The 21,757-nt window shown below is 29.1% G+C and carries 17 protein-coding genes; 4 read left to right on the top strand and 13 right to left on the bottom strand.

Annotation, left to right across the window (positions count from 1 at the left end; all coding sequences use genetic code 11):
- Positions 1-74: 74 nt before the first annotated feature.
- Positions 75-530 carry a DMT family transporter gene (locus ACY1IQ_RS02210; protein WP_461612422.1) on the top strand — a complete coding sequence of 152 codons (456 nt, stop codon included), beginning with the start codon at positions 75-77 and terminating at the stop codon, positions 528-530.
- Between the two features lie 100 nt (positions 531-630).
- On the top strand, positions 631-1,215 hold the full coding sequence (locus ACY1IQ_RS02215; RefSeq protein WP_461612423.1) for an LOG family protein: 585 nt from the start codon (positions 631-633) through the stop codon (positions 1,213-1,215).
- A 154-nt stretch (positions 1,216-1,369) separates the two neighbouring features.
- Here ACY1IQ_RS02215 and ACY1IQ_RS02220 read toward each other — a convergent pair whose 3' ends face one another.
- The 4 genes from ACY1IQ_RS02220 to ACY1IQ_RS02235 form a co-directional block, all read right to left on the bottom strand.
- Positions 1,370-2,473 (bottom strand): hypothetical protein, encoded by a 1,104-nt coding sequence (locus tag ACY1IQ_RS02220; protein ID WP_461612424.1) that lies wholly within the window; start codon positions 2,471-2,473, stop codon positions 1,370-1,372.
- 138 nt (positions 2,474-2,611) lie between these two features.
- A complete protein-coding gene (locus ACY1IQ_RS02225; protein WP_461612425.1) occupies positions 2,612-3,298 on the bottom strand; it encodes an early set domain-containing protein in 687 nt (228 codons plus the stop codon).
- Positions 3,299-3,707: 409 nt separating this feature from the next.
- Positions 3,708-4,496, bottom strand: coding sequence for an EFR1 family ferrodoxin (locus tag ACY1IQ_RS02230; protein ID WP_461612426.1), 789 nt, complete (start codon positions 4,494-4,496; stop codon positions 3,708-3,710).
- Positions 4,497-4,565: 69 nt separating this feature from the next.
- Positions 4,566-4,907 (bottom strand): ArsR/SmtB family transcription factor, encoded by a 342-nt coding sequence (locus ACY1IQ_RS02235; RefSeq protein WP_461612427.1) that lies wholly within the window; start codon positions 4,905-4,907, stop codon positions 4,566-4,568.
- A gap of 188 nt (positions 4,908-5,095) precedes the next feature.
- On the opposite strand from ACY1IQ_RS02235, the gene ACY1IQ_RS02240 reads away from it, so the two are divergent.
- Positions 5,096-5,455, top strand: coding sequence for a winged helix-turn-helix transcriptional regulator (locus ACY1IQ_RS02240; protein ID WP_039633778.1), 360 nt, complete (start codon positions 5,096-5,098; stop codon positions 5,453-5,455).
- Between the two features lie 417 nt (positions 5,456-5,872).
- Here ACY1IQ_RS02240 and ACY1IQ_RS02245 read toward each other — a convergent pair whose 3' ends face one another.
- The 4 genes from ACY1IQ_RS02245 to ACY1IQ_RS02260 all read right to left on the bottom strand — a co-directional run bounded on the left by ACY1IQ_RS02245 (position 5,873) and on the right by ACY1IQ_RS02260 (position 9,106).
- Positions 5,873-6,235, bottom strand: a complete 363-nt coding sequence (locus ACY1IQ_RS02245) for an oxidoreductase (RefSeq protein ID WP_461612428.1) — start codon at positions 6,233-6,235, stop codon at positions 5,873-5,875.
- A gap of 36 nt (positions 6,236-6,271) precedes the next feature.
- A complete protein-coding gene (locus ACY1IQ_RS02250; protein ID WP_461612429.1) occupies positions 6,272-6,775 on the bottom strand; it encodes a nitroreductase family protein in 504 nt (167 codons plus the stop codon).
- Positions 6,776-7,054: 279 nt separating this feature from the next.
- Positions 7,055-7,960, bottom strand: coding sequence for a glycoside hydrolase family 73 protein (locus tag ACY1IQ_RS02255; protein WP_461612590.1), 906 nt, complete (start codon positions 7,958-7,960; stop codon positions 7,055-7,057).
- 693 nt (positions 7,961-8,653) lie between these two features.
- Positions 8,654-9,106 (bottom strand): GNAT family N-acetyltransferase, encoded by a 453-nt coding sequence (locus ACY1IQ_RS02260; RefSeq protein WP_461612430.1) that lies wholly within the window; start codon positions 9,104-9,106, stop codon positions 8,654-8,656.
- A gap of 209 nt (positions 9,107-9,315) precedes the next feature.
- On the opposite strand from ACY1IQ_RS02260, the gene nifJ reads away from it, so the two are divergent.
- Complete coding sequence (gene nifJ, locus ACY1IQ_RS02265; RefSeq protein WP_461612431.1) at positions 9,316-12,843, top strand: pyruvate:ferredoxin (flavodoxin) oxidoreductase; 3,528 nt, start codon at positions 9,316-9,318, stop codon at positions 12,841-12,843.
- Positions 12,844-12,950: 107 nt separating this feature from the next.
- Here nifJ and ACY1IQ_RS02270 read toward each other — a convergent pair whose 3' ends face one another.
- The 5 genes from ACY1IQ_RS02270 to ACY1IQ_RS02290 form a co-directional block, all read right to left on the bottom strand.
- Entirely contained in the window at positions 12,951-13,118 is a 168-nt protein-coding gene (locus tag ACY1IQ_RS02270; protein WP_461612432.1) for a CDIF630_02480 family spore surface protein, read from the bottom strand.
- A gap of 159 nt (positions 13,119-13,277) precedes the next feature.
- Positions 13,278-13,544 carry a hypothetical protein gene (locus tag ACY1IQ_RS02275; protein ID WP_461612433.1) on the bottom strand — a complete coding sequence of 89 codons (267 nt, stop codon included), beginning with the start codon at positions 13,542-13,544 and terminating at the stop codon, positions 13,278-13,280.
- A 229-nt stretch (positions 13,545-13,773) separates the two neighbouring features.
- On the bottom strand, positions 13,774-14,538 hold the full coding sequence (locus tag ACY1IQ_RS02280; protein ID WP_461612434.1) for a MerR family transcriptional regulator: 765 nt from the start codon (positions 14,536-14,538) through the stop codon (positions 13,774-13,776).
- A gap of 237 nt (positions 14,539-14,775) precedes the next feature.
- The gene (locus ACY1IQ_RS02285; RefSeq protein WP_461612435.1) at positions 14,776-16,113 is read right to left on the bottom strand and encodes a sigma-54 interaction domain-containing protein; all 1,338 of its coding nucleotides are present in this window, start codon (positions 16,111-16,113) and stop codon (positions 14,776-14,778) included.
- Between the two features lie 263 nt (positions 16,114-16,376).
- Entirely contained in the window at positions 16,377-21,635 is a 5,259-nt protein-coding gene (locus ACY1IQ_RS02290; protein ID WP_461612436.1) for a SpaA isopeptide-forming pilin-related protein, read from the bottom strand.
- Positions 21,636-21,757: the final 122 nt, after the last annotated feature.

The raw sequence follows: 21,757 nt of genomic DNA on the forward strand, positions 1-21,757 counted from the left end.
TTTATTTATATCTATAAACTAATTATAATTAATTTATGAAATTAATCAAATAATAAAGATATGGAGGTTATACTGTGATATTTATATATTACTTTCTAGCGCTAATATCAGGTTTTGCCTTAACATTACAGGTGGGTATAAATGGAGAACTTCGCTCAAAAATAGGAAGTCCTATACTTTCATCTCTTATTAGCTTTGCGGTAGGAACTATAGTACTTACTATAACATTCTTCTTTACTATATTAAGTGGCTCCAGTTCAGCACAAAATTTTATTAATATTAAAAATACAAGTTGGTGGATGTTTACAGGAGGATTATTAGGAGCATTTTATATTTTTACTACCATATTTACTTCTCCTAAAATTGGATTTGCTAATATGTTTAGTCTTGTTATATGTGGTCAAATAATTCTTGCTGTTATATTTGACCATTTTGGATTGCTTGGTAATCAAATTCATACAATAAATTCATTAAGAGTTTTAGGAATTATTTTATTAATTTTGGGAGTTTATATTATTCAAACCCATTAATTAAAATCAATATTTAAATCTTAACAAATAACCTATGAGCAATAGTTAAGATAATTTTTAACATTATAATTTATAACTAAAAATATTGGAGGTAATATCAATGAAAAGAATATGTGTTTATTCTGGTTCTAACTTAGGTTCACGCCCTGAATACAAAGAAAGTGCTAGATTATTAGGGAAAATATTAGTAGAAAATGAAATTGAATTAGTATACGGTGGTTCAAAAATAGGACTTATGGGTGAAGTATCAAGCGAAGTTTTAGAAAATAATGGAAAAGTCATAGGCGTTATGCCTAAAGCTCTTTTTTCTGGCGAAATAGTTCATCGAAATTTAACCGAACTTATTGAAGTTGAAAATATGCATCAAAGAAAACAAACTATGTCTGATCTTTCTGATGGTTTTATAGCTCTTCCAGGTGGTCTTGGCACCTTCGAAGAATTTTTTGAAATACTAAGTTGGGCCCAACTTGGTATTCATAAAAAGCCTATTGGTATATTAAATATTTCAAATTTCTTTGATCCTCTTTTAAATATGCTTGAAAAGACCTATAATGAAGGCTTTATGAATAAGTCAAATATGGAGCTTATTTTAGTTTCAGATAATCCTAAATCATTAATAGATAAGATGAAAACTTATACTCCACCTACAATGGAAAATAAATGGTATCAATTATGTCCTAAGTAATATTATAAATTTAAATTAAAGGGACGGTTCATTTTTATTCTTATAAAATAATATAATTTATAGAATATATTATGAACCGTCCCTATTAAGGGAAGTTAGTTAACAATTTATATACATATTTCTTTTATCTACAAATAATCTGAACGTTTCACTTTTAAGCTAATACTGGATTAATTCCACCATTATTTTTTATACCATCTATTGATTCATTAATTTCATTTTTGCAATCTGTATAACCTTCTTTTACTGCCTGCGTCACTTCGTTAACGCCTTTGCTAACTGTATCTTTAATATCAGATGCAGACTGTTTTAAAGTATTAGATATACTTATACTTGCCTCTTTTACTTCAGTTGCTATAGTTTTTGCAGTAGAAATTACTTCTTTGCTAACTGATACTATGTCTTTTTTAATTGTATTAATAGTAGACATTGAATCTTTAATAGTATTTACAGTATTTTTGTAATTTTCTTCAATATCTTTATAAGCTGTTGAAATAGTATTTGGTATTCTCTTAACAGGCTCTTTTACAGAATCTATTCCAGTCTTTATAATACCTACAGTTTCTACTGCTTTTTTTATAATTCCACTATTAGGATCACTTGTTACAGCTTTTATACTAGCTACTGCAAGTCCAACTTTACCTGCTATATTAGCAACGTCTTCACTTACAGATACTGCTGTTTTTATGGTTGTATTAATAATAGCTGTAACAGAATTTTTAACTTCTTCAACTGCTTGTTTTAATCCCGACGCAGTAGTTGTAACTTGTTTAACGGTACTAGCTATTTGTGAAGCAGTTTTTGTTATTTTATTAGTTACTGATTCAGAAACCTTTTTTATATTTTCACTTACTGCATTTGATGTTTCTCTAACAATTTTTGAAACTGAAGTTACTGTGTTTTTAACACTTTCACTTATAGACACTGCTGTTTTCTTAACATTATTTGCTATTGATGTTGTTACATTTTTTACAGTATTTGTAGCTACAGAAAGTGATTCTGACATTGATTTAAAGAATTTACCTACAGAACTTTTAGTTGTTTTTTTCTCTGTAGACATAATTTCCGTAGTATTACTAAAGTCTTTAATAACTGATGTTTTATAATCATTATCAGCTACTTTTACATTAGTACTTTCTATATTTGTTTTGCAATCACTATTGTCCATTTTCTTAATTGTTGATTTACATGTGTTCCTATTATTAATAAGAGCTAAATTTTGATTAGGATTATTAGTTATATGAGAAGATTTCATCATTTTCTTCACTCCTTTACTTATTTTTGTTTATTTAAACACATTATTTTAATGTATTTATAACTTTAATTTTACATTTTAACTCTTTAACCATTAGTGTCAGTATAATATTACAGATAACTCACTCTATACTAAATTTAACTAGTAGGTTAGTTGACCTTGTGATGAATATGAATTTGCCTCTAATAAATTAAATTTATCTTCTAAAATAAACTCTCCATCTATGAATAATTTCATTGTCCAAGTTCCATGAGGATACTTACGTGTATCATCTTCTAAATCCATCCAAAACCACATCATTATTGGCTCTTTACTTTCTTGTGATGTAAATAAGTTATTTTCTGTAGTTTGAAATAATTCCCCTTTTGGTGTATACCATGCTGTTGTTACGGCGTGTAATCCTGTGACATTAGTAAATTGGAATCTTGTCACTATTTTTTTATCTAGTATCATATTAAAATTTTTCTTATTAGCAACAAATTCCTCTTCATGAATGTTAGAAGTTATATTGTATTTCTCTATATGGGTTGTGTACTGAGTATTGTTATAAAGTCGTTGATCTTGTTCATTAATCATAATTACTGACCAAAGTTCCTCATTATCATCTGGTAAATATACATTAGCTATTGGATCATTAAGTTTTAATTCTCCATTAATAAGAAATTTATAATAATGTTCACCTGGTGGAAGAACACATTTAAAACTCCATTTATTATTTTCCTTTAACATCTGTCCTTTAAGAGGATCATAATTATTAAAATTTCCTATTACAGATATTGTACTAATAGCTAAATATTCCTTTTCCTCATATTCAAAAATTATTTCCATAATACCCTCCTAAATAAATTTCATTAGTTAGATTTAGAGTTTATACGTAAATATAAAAGTTTTTAAAATTGGACTTTTTTATCATAAATTATAATCTAGTATTAACTAATATAAAATGGTTTTTTATATTGTTTATCCAGGAAAAGAGTAACCTTTATACTAAATATTTCGATGTTTGCAGTTACAACTTTAAACCTTTCAGTAAATATATAGAAATAAATTATTTATGTAAGCAACTTATTTCTTTTAAACAATAAAAAATTCACCACAAATTTGTAGTGAATTTTTTATTTAAGCTTATTATTCTAACATTATTTTATATTATGTTTCTATACTGACTATAGTCTAGCTATATTGAGTAACTGTAATTAAAACTTATTTGATTAATATTATTTTCATATAACTTTTTTTATACTACATATTCATTATTTTTTTGATTACTAATATCTTGAGCAGTGATATTTTTATGAGTATACTGTGTTTTGTCGTTTACATTAAGTTTTCCAATGGAAATTGCTTTCTTTGAACACCATTGAGCACAGGCAAAACAATTTTCACAGTGGCTTCCTATGATAAAATTATCTCCTTCTTTATAGATATTAGAAAGCGGACAAACTTTTTCACAAATTCCACATTTTACACACTTTGATTTATCTATAGCCTTATTATCAATTTTATAAATAAAATTAAATCCTTTTTTTAGCACTTTGCTCATGACCAAATTCTTAATCCTTTCTTTGAGCTCATTTGAGTTATCAACTCTTTCTTTTACAGCTAATGTAATGCTATTTATATAATCTTCTTCATTTTTAAGAAATTCTATTTTCTTTTCTTCTTTTGTAGGTAAAGCTATACTATTATCTGGAAGAATAGCTGTAAAGCCATAGGATAGCTTTAAACCTTTTTGTTCAAGAATTTTTTTTGTAGTATTAAAAGCTATGCCTTCCATACCACCACAGGTAACCACCTGAAAAATATAACTTTCCTTTGAGAATTTGACTTTTTCTAAGAATTCTCTTACAATATTAGGAATATCCATGTAGTAAATAGGCACTACTATACCTATGACCTCGTCATTAAATTCCTCAATATCCATTGCTTTTACTATAGGCATTAACTTTCCATCCAATTTCTCTGCAATTTTCCTCGCCATGTTTAATGAGTTTCCAGTACCTGAAAAATAAAAAATTGTCGCCATAATAATCCTCCTAAATGGTATAGTGTGCACATATGCACATATGTAACAAAAAAATTACCCACTGAAGTTCTATGGGTTACAATGTTCTATTAACAACCTAATTTTTTCAGTGGTTAATTTAAACTTATTTAAAAGCTCTAAAGCATTTAAATTATAAATTGTCCTTCTCTCCTCTTTTCTCATAGTAAGTAAATTCAACTTGTATATTTGATTTAAATGTCTAGATATTACTGAACGATCTTGAACAAAATTGCCAGCAATAGTGCTTATGTCACTTTCTCCATTAATAGCTAAATATTTGATTATCTTACACCTAATAGGTTCTGATAATACTTTAAACAGTTCATTATCAAAGATTTCTTCAATGTCTTTTATACAATCCGTATTACATTTTAAATTTTCATTATTCATCATGTTCTTATTATATATGCATTAAGATGCACAAGTCAATAATATTTTTATTTAAAATATTATTATACTAACTCCGCTGTATTCTCATGGTATAATAGTAATGTATATTTTAGGAAGTACATATCTTTAAGTTTAGTAGTATTAAATTTGATACTATTAGCAATCTGCCATAGATAGGGGTGTTTATTATGGTTAAAATAAAAAATAAAGAATATCAATGTTCAATGGAATTAACAATTGATTTAATCGGCGGAAAGTGGAAATCATTAATTTTATGGCATTTATCAAAAGAAACATTAAGATTTAGTGAACTTAAAAGGCTTTTGCCTAAAGTTACACAAAAAATGTTAACGCAACAATTAAGAGACTTAGAAAATGATGGTTTTATAATAAGAAAAGTATATGCACAAGTTCCTCCTAAAGTAGAATATTCTCTTTCTGATTTAGGAAAAAGTGTAGTACCAATATTACAGTTAATGTGCGATTGGGCAAATGAGTATATTGACCACTTATGTGAAAACGTTAAAGATGACAAATCCCCACAGTAATTAGCGGGGATTTCAAACTTTTTTAAAGATTAAATATACATCTATTTCCCGCCGTTCTAAAGCATTTATTGCAAGATATACATTTGGGCATTTTATTAATATCCTCTTGCCAAATATTCGCTAATTCTGGTTGCCTAATTAAAGGGCGAGAAAGTGTAAAATATTCAATTTTAGTTTTATTTAATATTTCATTCACAATAGCAGACGTTCTATTTAATCCCACAAGAATAATTGGAACTTCAACCTCTTCAGCAATTTTGGTAGCATAATCTCTAAATATAGATTCAGTATATGGTGAAAGCTTTTTATTGATTTCACCACTGATTTCAATTCCATCTATCCCCTTCTTTGAAAGTTGAATACATGTATATTTACAGGCTTCAAAGGTCTCTTCATAATTTATTGAATCAATACAGTTTATTTTAACAAAGTTAATTCTATAGGCTTCAACATTTGCTCATCCTTACCAGCATAATTAGCTTGAAGAATTATTCTACAATCATGACTATGAACTATATCAGTCAACTTTTTATAATCCTTAATAAATCTATCGTTGTTAATTCCCATATGACCACTTAAAGTTTTTGTATCTTCAGTCACATACGCAGTTCCAGTAATAATAAGCCCAATTCCACCTTTAGCTAAATCTTTATATACTTTGATTAATTCATCATTTAATTTTCCACTTTCATCAACCATGTTTTCCCAAGTTACTGAACGGATAATTCTATTTTTAATTTTCATTTTATTAATCATGGTTTCATCAAATAAGGTTTTCAATATAATTGCTCACTCCTATATTGAGATTTAGCTATATTATTTATAAACAACAATATCTTCTATAGGCTTTCTTACCTTTTTAAAGGTTGTTTCCTTAGCATATCCTATAGGTGTAAATGCTATAGGTTCCCACGAAGGATTAAGCTCTAATATATCTCTTGCAGCTTGGGATTCAAATGCACCAATCCAGCAAGTTCCAAGTCCTAAGTCCGTAGCTGCTAATATTATATGATCCATTACAATAGCAGCATCTACGTCACTATAACTTTTTCCATCTCTTCTTGACCAACATTTTTTAGGAATTGAACAAACACCAAGAATTAATGGAGCCTCAACAAACCAATCTGTTTTATATATTTTTTTCAATTCTTCTTCTCTTCCTTTGGTAGATATAACAATAACTTTAAATGCCTGCCAATTCACAGCAGTAGGTGCTAATCTTGCAGCTTCTAAGATCATTTCTAACTTTTCCTGTTCAATCTCATTAGATTTATAAGATCTTACACTGTGTCTTTTTTTAATAACTTCAAAATATTCCATTATATAAACCTCCCATTATAAGTATCCTTATATAACTAGATTAACAGTTATGTATTTTTTATCAAGTAGACACTATTATGTAATATAGTACCTATTTGGATACTACAAATACTACCATTTAGTCACACTTTTAATATATAAGGGACGGTTCATTTTTATTCTTATAAAATATTATAATATCATTTAGAATATAATTATGAACCGTCCCTTATATAATTTTTTTAACTAAAAAAGTCTTCTCTACTTCTTTAATTTTCTTTAATAATACTTCTTTAAAAATTATTTTTGACTTTGTACCACATTATCAATAAGCTGTAAATCATTTTCTTTTATTACATTGATCAATAAATTAGAATATATATTATTTCCATTCTCATCTTGCTTAGTACTGTATCCAGCATTCTCAAGCGCTTGAGCTTGTCCAATATATTGAGTAGCCTCAAAAAGTCCGTTTTTCTTATATCTATCATTTTCAACAAGAAACTTGCCATAGTCATCTAAAGAATCTGTTTTATTTTTGTATCGTCTAAATTTATCTTGTATAACATCATTATAATATTCTGATGTAGTCATACTTACGCTTTCCCCCTTCCAGCTGCTATCAGCTTTTATTCCAAATAAGTTATTTGCTTTAACACTTAAATCTGATTTTCCCCAACCAGACTCTAATATAGCTTGACCTATTGTTATAGAAGGAAGAATTCCGTGCTTATTATATAATTCAATGGCTTTAGGAGAAAGTTCCTCAATAAAAGCCCTATATGGAGAATCTTTTCTTAAATTATCACTTGCTAGTCCTATAAGTTCTAACTCAGCTAAATATTTGTGTACTTTTTCTTTTTCTTTTTCATTGAAAGATAACTTATTTAATATATCTTCTAAATTTATAAGTTTATAGGCATCTTTTTTGCTACTTGTACCATCTTTCTCTAAAAAATTTTCACCTAATTCTTTTAAATTTTCAGTATTAGCTTTTGAAAAATCTTTTTTATATCTAACTCCATCAATAGCAGCTAAGTATTTCCAGTTAACTTGAAGTTTTCCCTTGCTCACATCATCAGCTGCATTTATATAAAGATTTATTTCTGAATCGCTTAAAGCAATATTATCTTCTTTAATAAAATAATTTATTGATATATATGAAATACATATAAGCAAACCTAAAAAAAATATTTTTCCAAACATGTTAGTTTTCTTTCTTCTTTTTCGTCTACCTATATTTATCGTATTAATTATTCTGCTTCTTTGCCTTACTATGTTATCCCACATACAAATCCTCCATACTGTTATCTTCATAAGTTATTAATTCTAATAAACTCAATTATTTAATTACATCTATTAGCTCTAAATGTTAAATATATAGACCATAAAAGCATCTCAAAACTTTGTTAAGCCTTAGAAATCATTTAAAGTATTTTTTCTATATATTAATATTAACGACCTATTTATCATTTACAAATACTATAACATATTTTTTAAAATTTGGTGAAGATAATACTTTTTGTTATTTTGAATACTTCTCAATACTTTTTCTCCTTAGCCTTTTCATAGTTTAACTATTCAATATATATAACATATTATTTTTTTGTAATGAAGTTGTAAATTTTTTTCAGAATAAATAATAAATTGATTATAATTATGAACCGTCCCTTATATAAATATAGTTTAATTTCATATATATATATCCCCCAAAAAAGAACCGATGTTTATCGATTCTCTTTATTTTATAAATAGAACTAATTCATATTTTATATGTTATATTCATATTCAATTATTTATTTTAACTGGTTAATAAATCCATATATGTTTTTATAAGCTTTTCACACAATTATATCAACAATAGCATCATTGTTAATCAAATTTTCAACTCTTATTATACTAAAAAATGTTATACATAAAGATATTATCTTCATTGCATTTAAAGCCATGCTTTTCATAAAATTTACGAGCTGGAACATCTTTTTTTGTAATCAGTACAATACAGTGAATACTTTTTGATGCCAGATATTCTTTAATATAGCTCATTAATTTTGACCCTACACCATCATTTTGTAAATTATTATCTATATAATATTCATCTATATAATATTCTTTACCCTCATACCAACTTCTTGTATGTCCAAAACAAGCACCTACTATGCTATCATTTTCCCTAATCACAAATCCAATAAACACAGGATTATCCATAAATTCTTTTAAATAATTAGTAGCATGTTCTATTGACTTCCACTTGTCAAACCATGGTTTACTACTAAAAACTTTCACCATAAGATTGGTACATTCTTTAAGTTCATATCTATCCATAATACTTGCTTCTAACTTAAAATTCATATTATTCATCCTTTCACTAACTATAGATTTCTTTTTCTATAATCTTTATTCTATTAACTACTAATTTTATTCTAACTAGATATTATGAAAAAATCACTTTATAGAGGTAACATTAATTAATTTGTATTATTTATGAATTCAATGTTAATCGCTAGTAAATACTAGTAAAGAATGTGAGTTATTTAAGTTACAATAAGGAGGAATTCAATATGCCAAAGCAAATGAAAACCATGGATGGAAATCAAGCTGCTGCTGAAGCTTCTTATGCTTTTACTGAAGTTGCAGCTATTTATCCAATAACACCTTCTACTCCCATGGCTGAAGGAGTAGATGAGTGGTCTGCTCATGGTAAGAAAAATATCTTTGGGCAACCAGTTAAGATTGTTGAAATGCAATCAGAAGCTGGTGCTGCCGGTGCTGTTCACGGCTCTTTAGTGGCTGGTGCACTAACAACTACATATACTGCATCTCAAGGATTACTTTTAATGGTTCCTAATATGTATAAAATTGCAGGAGAATTATTGCCTGGAGTATTTCATGTAAGTGCTCGTGCAATTGCTACTCATGCTCTATCAATTTTTGGAGATCATCAAGATGTTATGGCTACAAGACAAACAGGATTTGCTCTTTTAGCTTCATCAAATGTTCAAGAAGTTATGGATTTAGCTAATGTTGCTCATTTATCCGCTATTAAAGCAAGAATACCTTTCTTACACTTCTTTGATGGTTTTAGAACATCTCATGAATATCAAAAGATTGAAGTTATAGATTATGATGATATTGCAAAAATTGTGGACTATGACGCAATACAAAGTTTTAGAGATAGTTCTTTAAATCCTGAGCATCCTTCAGTTAAAGGAACAGCTCAAAATCCTGATATCTACTTTCAACAAAGAGAAGCTGCAAACAAATTTTATGATGCAACTCCTGATATAGTAGAGAACTATATGAGAGAAATTGAAAAAATCACTGGAAGAATATATCACCCTTTCAATTACTATGGAGACCCTAATGCAGAGCATATAATTATTGCAATGGGTTCTGTTTGCGATACTATAGAAGAAACTGTAGATTATTTAATGAAAAAAGGTGAAAAAGTAGGTGTTCTTAAGGTACATCTATATAGACCATTTTCTCCTGATTATTTCTTTAAAGTTCTTCCTAAATCAGTTAAAAAAATTGCTGTGCTAGATCGTACTAAAGAACCTGGCTCTGTAGGTGAGCCATTATATTTAGATATATTAAAAGTATTTTATAATCATCCAAATAAACCTATTATAGTTGGTGGAAGATATGGTTTAGCTTCTAAAGACACCAGACCGTCACAGATTTTAGCTGTATTTAATAATCTTAAAAATGCTGAATCAAAAGATAGATTTACTATAGGAATTGTAGATGATGTTACTAATACTTCTTTACCTGAAGAAGATATAATTGAAACTACCCCTGAAGGAACTATAAGATGTAAATTTTATGGCTTAGGGTCTGATGGAACAGTTGGTGCTAATAAGACTGCAATTAAAATTATTGGTGATAATACAGATCTCTATTCACAAGCTTATTTCTCATATGATAGTAAAAAATCTGGTGGAAGTACTGTATCTCACTTAAGATTTGGTAGTAAACCAATAAAATCCCCATATCTAGTCTATGAGGCAGACTATGTGGCTTGTCATAATAAATCTTTCTTATACAACATAGATGTATTAAAAGGTTTAAAGAAAAATGGAACTTTTGTATTAAACTGTCCTTGGAATGAAAATGAATTAGATGATAAGCTTCCTGCTTCAGTAAAAAAGTACATTGTAGAAAACAACATCCAATTTTATATAATTGATGCTATCTCTATAGCACAAGAATTAGGATTAGGCTCTAGAATTAATATGATAATGCAATCTGCATTCTTTAAATTGGCTAATATTATACCTATAGAACAAGCACTAGAATATTTAAAAGAATCTGTTGAAAGTGTTTATGGTAAAAAAGGTCAAGATATAGTAGAAGCAAATAAAGCAGCTATTAATAGTGGTGTAACAGCAATTCATAAAGTCAATGTTCCTACAAATTGGGTAAACTCAGAGGATACAAATATAGCTAAAAAAGAAGTACCTGAATTTATTGAAAAGATTGAAAGACCTATGGCAAGACATGAAGGTGATGAACTTCCTGTCAGTGCCTTTAATGGTATGGAAGATGGGTCTTATCCTCCAGGTGTAACAGCTTATGAAAAACGTGGTATTGCTGTTATGATTCCTGAATGGCAAATTGATAAATGTATTCAATGTAATCAATGCTCTTACGTTTGTCCTCATTCTGTAATAAGAGCTTGTTTACTAAACAATGAAGAAAAAGAAAAAGCACCAGATACCTTTGTAACTAAAAAACCACTAGGTAAAGGCTTTGAAGATTTACACTATCGTATTCAAATAAGCCCACTTGATTGTACTGGCTGCAGTAACTGTGCAGATATATGTCCTGCTCCAGGTAAAGCTTTAATAATGAAACCTGCAGAAGAACAAATTAAAGAACAAAGTGAAAACTTTGAATTTGCTATTAATAATATTACTACTAAAGAGGGTTTAATGAGTTTACACACATTAAAAGGAAGTCAATTTGCAAAACCATTATTAGAATTCCATGGTGCTTGTCCTGGCTGTGGCGAAACACCTTACATAAAACTATTAACTCAGCTTTACGGAGATAGAATGATGATTGCTAATGCCACAGGTTGTTCTTCTATTTGGGGAGCTAGTGCACCATCTATGGCTTATACTACAAACGCTCTTGGCAAAGGACCTTCTTGGGGTAATTCATTATTTGAAGACAATGCTGAATATGGATATGGAATGTTCCTAGCTGTTAAACAAATGAGAGAAAAGTTGGCTGATTTAATGAAAGAAGCATTAACAATGGAAATTAACGCTGAACTGAAGGAAGCCTTTAAGGAATGGTTAGAAGGAATTGATGATGCTGATATTTCAAAAGCAGCTACTGCAAAAATATTAAAAGCTATAAATAAAGAAAATTATAATGAAGTTAATGTTTTAAAAGAAATAATGGATAAAAAAGACTACCTAATTAAAAAATCTCACTGGTTAATTGGTGGAGATGGCTGGGCATATGATATAGGATATGGCGGATTAGATCATGTGTTGTCTTTAGGTGGTGACGTAAATATATTTGTAATGGATACAGAAATATATTCAAATACTGGAGGACAGTCCTCAAAAGCAACTCCTACTAGTGCAGTAGCTAAGTTTGCTGCAGCAGGCAAAAGATTAAGAAAGAAAGACCTTGGATTAATGGCTATGACTTATGGCGATGTTTATGTAACTCAAATATCTATGGGTGCCAATATGAATCATACTATTAAAGCTATTACGGAAGCTGAAGCTCATAAAGGTCCATCATTAATTATTGCTTATGCACCTTGTATAAGCCATGGAATTAAAACTGGAATGGGAACTAGTATAGCAGAAGAAAGAAAAGCAGTAGAATCGGGATATTGGCATCTATACAGATATAATCCTTTGCTAAAAAATGAAGGTAAGAATCCATTTATATTAGATTCTAAAGAGCCTAAAGAATCCTATAGAGACTTTATCACTGGAGAAATACGTTACTCTTCTTTAATGAAGACTTTCCCTGATAGTGCTGAAGAAATGTTTAAACTATCAGAAGCTCATGCTCGTGAAAGATATGATATCTATAGAAGATTAGCAGAAATGCAATATTAAAAACTTAGAATTTTAAAAAAGTCTAACCTTGTGTCCTGCGACCCAAAAGTTAGACTTTTTTATTACTTCGCTATAAGTTAATTTTTATTTTAAAGTAATTATTTTATTTATTTCTCATTTCCATCTACATATTCTTTAGCATTTTTTACACTTCTTTCGCTAGGTACAGTAACTCTAGAAACTGGTTTAGTTTTATGAATATTAGCCCAAGCAGCTGTTTCATGTTTTTCAATAGGTAATTCCATAAAACTATCCTTAATTTTATCTTTTTCCACAATAATACCTCCTCTCCTAAATAATATCCTCAACATTAGAAATGTATTGTTATATAGAACTTCATATTTTATTTATGTTGCTTTTAATGAATTTTTTTCTTTATTCATAAAAAGGAAATAAAAATGCTAAGTCACAATATCATTGGACGTTTTTATAGTTTAATTCATATAAACATCTACAACCTCAGCCACATAATCATCCATCCCTGTTCTGGCTAAAACCACAATAGATTCTTTATTTTCACCAATTTGTATACTATAGGCTTCTGCATCAATATTATCTAGCTCTTCATTTCTATTTATAGTTATTTCTTTTTTATCTGCCACTCCATAATCCTCAAGTATTCCAGTAACTCTATTTTCCACATCACCTGTTGGACATTGAAGTATCTTTATTCTCTCAATGGCATCTTTAAGCTTTTCCATATAACTGTCCTCCCCAAATATTTTTTCTTTTTTATTATTTCCTTTTAGCTACTTTTAATTCTATTGCTAACTCTACTTTTTTACTCTAGTACATTTTTTATATGAAACTAAAAAACACTTTTTTTAAGATTATTAGCATTATAACTATTATCTTGAAATTCTTTTATAACTTTTACCTAAAAAAAGCGACTGGCTTTAACCAATCGCTTTTTCTTTTATATTGCAAATACTATTCTTTCATACCTGTATAAACAAGAATCGCATCTCTTAAAAATGCTGCAGTTCCTGGCTGATCTTTATCGTAATATAACCTAAATCTTTCATCATCAACGTACATTTGTGCAAGACCTGCATGTGCCTCTTTAGTATAATGATCCCAAGAATAATTTAGCCATTGACGATGCAAATCCGCTGCTTTTTGTGCAAGCTCACCTGCTGGATCGCCAGTTGCAAAGGCTGCTTTCAGTGTATCAATTACAGTTTCACCTAGTTCTTCCAACTGTTTATATTGCTCCTCAGTCATGCCTTTGATCATTTTATTGGATTTATCAATTACATCATTCCCATATTTTTTTCGAATTTCTTTACCATACTTTTTCTCATTATCATCAATCATTTTTTGTTTAAAACCTTCAAATTTTTCTTGATCACTCATTTTGATCCTCCCTTCTGTTAAGCTTATGGTTTTATCCACATTAGCTATTAACAAATCTAACTGTTTTCTTTTTTCTAGGAGTTTTTCCCGGTGTTCTCTAAGTGCAGCTACTCCATCAAAGGAAGGTGAAGTGATTATATTTTTTATACTGTCTAAGCTTACACCTAATTCTCTATAAAACAGTATTTGTTGTAATCTATCAACTTCTTCTTTACCATAAATTCTATATCCTGATGAATTAATTCTTGCCGGCTTAAGAATTCCTATTTCATCATAATACCTAAGCGTTCTAGTACTAACACCTGCTAACCTACCTAGTTTTTGCACTGTATATTCCATACCTTCACCTCCTCACAACACTACTTTACACCCTTACGCAACGTTAATGTCAATAATTATTTTAAATCTTTTTACTTTTTATAGATTATAAAATACTCTTAAAAACATCTAATAAATAAAAAGGTTGTTATTCTTAATTTAGAGAATAATAACCTTTTTATTCTAATTTACTTATTAAAAAACCTTATTAAATCAATGCTGCTTGTATTTTTTAAGATTAAGAAATACAAGTAATTTTTAACTAAGCTTATAATAAAGAGTTGATAAAGATATTCCTAAGCACTTTGCTGCTTCCTTTTTACCATCAACAGTATCACCAAAATACTCAATTGCCTTAATGATTTCTTCTCTTTCAAACTTTTTAATTTTATCAGGAAGATTACAAATTCTTAGCTCTATTTCCTCTGAGTTTTCAATAATATCCTTTGGTAAATTCTCTTCTCTTATAACCCCATCTTTAGCAATTATAGATGTAAATTCAAGAATATTTTTCATTTCTCTTATATTACCAGGCCAATTATAATTATAAAGTAAATCTTTTACCTTATCCGTTAAGGATATTTTTCTTTTAAGCTTATTACTTAATTTTTGTAAATAAGAATCCAATAAGTATGGTATATCCTCTCGTCTTTGTCTCAAGGGTACTATATGAATAGGGAAAGCTGCAATTCTATAATATAGATCTTTTCTAAACTTGCCCTCTTCAGTATATTTCATTAAATCTACATCACAAGTACAAATTATTCTAATATCTATATCAACTTCCTTAATTCCTCCAACTCTCCTAATAGTGCCCTCTTGTAATACCCGTAATAATTTTGTTTGTAACGAATAGTCCATTTCATGTATGTTATCTAGAAATATAGTTCCTTGATTTGCCCTTTCAAACAAGCCAATCTTTCTACCTTTTTTACCCTCAGTAAAAACTCCATCTTCATATCCAAATAATTCACCTTCTAACATTGTAGGTGTCAAAGTTGAGCAATTTACAGCTATAAAAGGGTATTTACTTCTTTCACTCTCATTATGTATAGATTGTGCATATACTTCCTTACCACTTCCACATTCACCTTCAATAAGCACAGGAACATCTGAATGTGCAATTTTTTGCGCTATATTTTTAGTAAGCATTGAAGCATCATTTATAGCAATAATATTTTCAAAAGTATATTTAGCTCCATTTGTACAATGAATCTTTTCCATTAAATACTTATTTTCTCTTTCTAACTCTTTAATTTTTTTGTTTAAATAAATATCACTATTTAAAAATATAACTATAAATATACCTTCAATTGCTTTTTTATCTGAATTAATAGGAAAGATGCTACAGAAATATTCTTCATTACTCTCTTCACATAAAACTCCTATTTTAGGTACTCCTGTTTCTATTACATCTTGTATCACCGGCTCTGGGCAAATATTCCTTATAGGTAATCTTTTAGCATCATCAAGATTTTTACCTAATAATCTGGAATAAACTTTATTAAAAAATAATACATTTTCATCTTTATCTATAATTAATATTCCTTCACTTAAAGAATTAAATATTTTCTTCATCCATTCTGTAATTTTCATTGGTATCTCCTTTTTAATACAATAATATAGCATTAAACATATATTCACATTTTCACATGAATAAAAATAATTACTTAATGTATTAATTATTAATTTATTGTTGATATTCAGTAATAGAACCAAACACATCCTTTCTGATTATTTGTTTAAACTATGATTAGCTTTTATAGAATTTAGTGTTTGGTTCATTATATTTTTGATTATTTATAAAGTAGTGTAATTTTAAGACATACTTTATTAAAATTAATATTAGCTACCTTTGTCTAATTTTCTTTTCTTTTAAATATGAATCCAATTCCTATAAGAATTGATATACTTCCTATCAACATTAAAATTCTATTACTTATTCTACCTCCAGTTTGAGGAAGACCTCCAGTTTGAGGAAAATTTGAAGTACTTTCTATAAAAACACCTTCATGTTCATTCTGTACAACAAATCTCTGTATCTTTGTAGAATCAATTGAAATCTTCAAAATCTCATCATTTAAGTTATGGCCCTTAGGTGCCTTTGTTTCCTTAATAGTATAAGCTCCATAACTGACATTCTTAAACATTGCAATTCCGTTCTTATCACTTACTGTTACAGCTACCTCTTTTCCAGCCTTGTCATATAACGTAAACTCTGCTCCTTGTAATGCATTACCATTTATGTCAGTCTTTTTAATTTCAATTGTTCCTCTGATTTTGCTATTTTTAAACTCATAAGCATAGGTTGCACCATTCTTATTAACAAATACTTCTATTTTATCTTGTGATGCTATATACCCTTTAGAAGCCTTTGTCTCTCTAACTTTATAGTTTCCATATATAACATCTTTAAATAGTACAACTCCATCTGCTCCTGATATGGAAGTATTTACTGCCTTGCCTTTAGAATCATATAGTGTGAACTCTGCTCCCTGAAGGGCTCTTCCTTGCTGATCCAGCTTTTTAACCTTAATAACTGCTTTGATTTTATCATTTTTAATGTTTCCTAATTCATAGGTTTTTCCATACTCAGCTACATCAACAAAAATTTCCTTATCTGAAATAATGTATCCTTTTGGTGCTTTTGTTTCTTTTATTTTATAACTTCCATAGTCTACATTATTAAATTGAATACGTCCTTTTACATCACTAGTTGCAGTATCTAAAGGATTTTTAAACTCTCTATCACTATCCTTATAAAGTTTAAACTCTGCACCCTCAAGCATACTTCCATCTTCTCCAACTTTATAAAGCTCTATTGTTCCTTTAATCTTTGTGTTTAGAACTGTATCTGGAGATGCATGTACTGTAACCCCATCTTTATTGATAGTTGCAGTAATAACTTGAGTAGAAAGGCTATATCCAGCAGGTGCCTTTGTTTCTCTTATCTTATAATCACCATACTCTACACCCCTAAATTGAACACGTCCGCTTTCATCACTGGTTGCAGTATCTAAAGGATTTTTAAACTCTCTATCACTATCCTTATAAAGTTTAAATTCTGCACCTTTAAGCATATTTCCATGTTCTCCTGCTTTATAAAATTCTATTGTTCCTCTAATTTTTGTATCATCCTTTGTTATTGGGTCATAAACATTTCCTGGATTGTTTGGAATCCTTGTATTGGGAAATTTATATGGTTCTGCATGAACTATAACTCCATCTTCATGAATAGTTGCAGTAATAACTTTAGTTGAAGTATTATATCCAGCAGGTGCTTTTGTTTCTTTTATATTATAATCTCCATATCCTACATTCTTAAATTGAACATGCCCTTTTTCATCACTAATTACAGTATCTAAAGGATTTTCAAACTTTTTATCCGTACTATTATAAAGTTTGAACTCTGCACCTTTAAGTGGAGCTCCAGATTCTCCTACTTTATAAAACTCTATACTTCCTCTAATTTTTCTATTAGAAATTTCATATGGATTTCCCTGTATTGTAGATCCATCTTTATCAATAGTTGCAGTTATAATTTCAGTAGAAAGATTATAACCAGTAGGTGCTTTTGTTTCCTTTATATTGTAGCTTCCATACTCTACATTTTTAAATTGAACACATCCATTTTCATCACTGGTTGCCATATCTAAAGGATTTTCAAACTTTTTATCAGTATCCTTATAGAGTTTGAATTCTGCACCTTTAAGTGGATTTTTTTCTTCCCCTACCTTGTAGAATTCTATTATGCCAGTAATCTTACCGTTTTTATAATTATAGGTTATTTCCTTTTTATCATTACCATTTTTAAGTTGGAATTTATATAATTCATTACTTAACTTATATCCTGTTGGAGGAGTTTTTTCCCTCACATAGTAGTCAGTATCAAATTTAAGCTTATCAAATACAATTTCACCATTTTCTCCTGTTATAGCTGAAGTCCTTATGAGATTCTGATATAAATCAAGTAATTCAAAAACTGCACCTTGAAGTTTTTTCGTTGAATCTTTATCATCTACCTTTATAACCTTAATACTTCCAGTTGTTCCAGTACCACCGCCACCGGATCCTTGGAATGAAACAACCACTCCTGATGAAGTTGAAGATTGAGCTATTCCCGTTCCAAAAAGAGAAACAGAATTTGTAAATGGTGATTTTGATTTATCTATAACATCCGTTCTGAAAGTTAATAGATATGCTTCACTAGTTAAATCAGGTAATGTAAAGATAAATTCTCTCGTTGCAAAATCATACTTTACACTATTTTCACTCAGTGCAACTTCATCACCTTTTATAAGAGTTCCATCTGACTTCAAAATTTGTTTATATAGTTTTACTGAAGTAGTATCTAATTCTAATCCTTCTTGAAGTATATCTGTTATAGAAACGTCCTTCATTAGAACCTTATTTGAATTGATGATTACTTCCCAATCAATGTAAGATTTTCCTAATGTATAATTTGCATTTTTTCCAATTATGGTGTTTTTTATCTTTGCAGTTCCAGTACTTTCTACACCTCCTGGTACCAAATCATCGATCAAAGTTACAGTATTTTGGTACTGCTTTTCACCATTGGTTGCAAACTCTGAAAGATCTTTAATTTTTGTCTTAAAAGTAATTACTTGATGTGAATCAATCTTAGGAGGAAAATTGTATCTTAATGTATTAGTCTTCTTGTCATAACTATAGTTTGCCTTATTAGCATTATCTCCGTTTATCATAACAGAATCATCAACAAATTCTTGTCCCTCACTTATGACATCTGCAACATGAGCGTTGGTAAGAATCATATTGTTCTTATTAACTACAATTCTCCAAGTTATTTCTCTAGTTGTATAATCAAACTCCGCACTTGCTTTATTAATTACTTGACTTTGAACCCTTTGAGTTCCTTGATGATTTGAAGATGGTATATTATCACCATTCAATATAGCAACATTGTAATAGTCTTTATTTGTATTTCCTGCAAATACTTTAGGATCAGTTACTCTTGTTCTAAAAATAATTGTATAGGTATCATTAATTTGTTTATTAAACTTATATGTGAGAGTTCCAGTCTTTTCTTTATCATTTTGATCTGCTTTTATATAGTTGAAGCCATTTGTATGTGCTCCATTATCAATTTTTGCTGACCCTTCCACATATTCCTGACCTAATCTGATCTCATCTTTAACTATTGCATTGTCAATTGTGGTTTTATTACTATTTATAATGATTCTCCAGGTAATTTCTCCTGTAGCCGCATTATATCCTAGTCCATCTTTTCTTATAACACTACTTGGAACTCCTACCCCTTTACTATCTGAAGCATTACTTGGAACTCCAGTCCCTGTCAAAATAACTGTATTTCTATATTGTTGTGAGTTGTTAGAATTATATGCTCCTGGGTCAGTTACATCTGTTGAGAATGTGATTTGATGTGGTTCATTAATTGCAGTTAGAAAACTATATGTGAATTTTTGACCTTCCATTGTATAATCAGTGATTTCAACTCCGTCTAACTTTACAGATCCTTTAGTTAATGTAAGTCCTTCGGGTATATCATCTGTAACCACTGCATTTGGAATATATTGAGCATTATTATTCACATAAATAATCCAATTTATCTTTTTTGTTGTTGCATCATAGTTTCCATTTTTTCTTATATAATCTGTATAAATTTCCACTGAAGCTTCATTTGACTCTATACTAACTCTATCATGATTCAAAATTGCTTTATTATACTGGTAGGTTCTATTTCCTTCAGATTCAAAAACCTTTGGATCTATAACCTTAGTTTTAAATGTTATTATCTGCTCAGTGTTAATAACATTAGGGAAGTTATAGACTAATCTCTTGTTTCCTGTATCATAGCTATAATCTTCACTATTTGCATCTTTACCGTTAACTTTAACAGAATTTGCTACAAATTCTTGACCTTCTTGTATATTATCAATAATCTGTACATTATTAATTTTCACATTTTCTGGATTAACTATTACTTTCCATGTGATTTCATTTTTAGATGCATCATAGTATCCTTCTTTATAAATAGAAGCTTCTGGAGTTTGAGGTTGTTCAAAATTCACCTCTATAGTGACAGGATCACCAGTTCCTCCAAGGTCAAAAGTAACTGTTACAGGATTTCCATCTCCTATTTCTTTCTCATCAAAATGAGTTTCTACATAAAAATATCCTGATATATTTGAATGATGCTCTGCATAATCGGTAAAAACAATAGTAACTTTTCTATCAGTACCTATAGTACATGTACCAATGGATTCACCATTTCCATCATTAATCGGAAAAGACATTTCATATAATATATCTATTTCCTTTGGTATCTCCATGGTATAGATGTCACCTTTCTTTACTTGTACTTCATTTGGTATTGCAAAAGTATAATTTAATTTAACTACTGAATTTTTGTTAATTGGCTTAGAATCTTTATCAATAGGATATCCCTTTTCATCTGCAAGACTTATACCAGTAATAAACTGAAATGCCTTCGCAGGCTCTTCTTCTTTAATATTAGTTTCAGGTATAATAGGTGAATTATCAATTCCTTCTTTATCAACAGGAGTATCTGGGTTTATAGGTTGCTCAAAATTCACCTCTATAGTAACAGAATCGTCAGATCCTCCAAGTTCAAAAATAATTGGTACAGGATTTTTATCTCCTATTTGTTTCTCATTAAAATGAGCTTGCACATAAAAATTTCCTGAAATATTTGTGTGTTCCTCTGGACAATCATTAAAAACAATATTAACTTTTCCATCAGTATCTATAGTGCATGTTCCTATAGATTCACCATTTTCATCATTAAGTGAAAAAGATATCTTATTTAATATCTGTATTTCTTTTGGTATCTGCATGGTATAAGTGTCATCTTGTTTTACTGATACTCCATTTGGAATTGCAAAAGTATAATTCAATTTAATCTCTGAATTTTTACTAATTGGGTTAGACTGGCTGTCAATAGGTTCTCCTTTGGCATCTGTGAGGCTTATACCTGTAATAAATTGAAATGTGTTTACAATTTCTGCTGCTTTGATCTCAATTGCAGGTGCAATAATTGAAAGTTGAAAAAACAAGGTGATCACCATTGCAATTATAGAAATTTTTTTCTGTTTCATCTTCCTCCTCCTTGTAAATTAGATCATGCATTGATGCCTTAATAACCTAAACCTCTCTAAAAGTAATTAAGACATTAACAGTAATTAATATGAATTAAATCATCCTAATATGAAGCAAAGCT

The sequence above is a fragment of the Clostridium sp. Marseille-QA1073 genome, assembly GCF_054863625.1.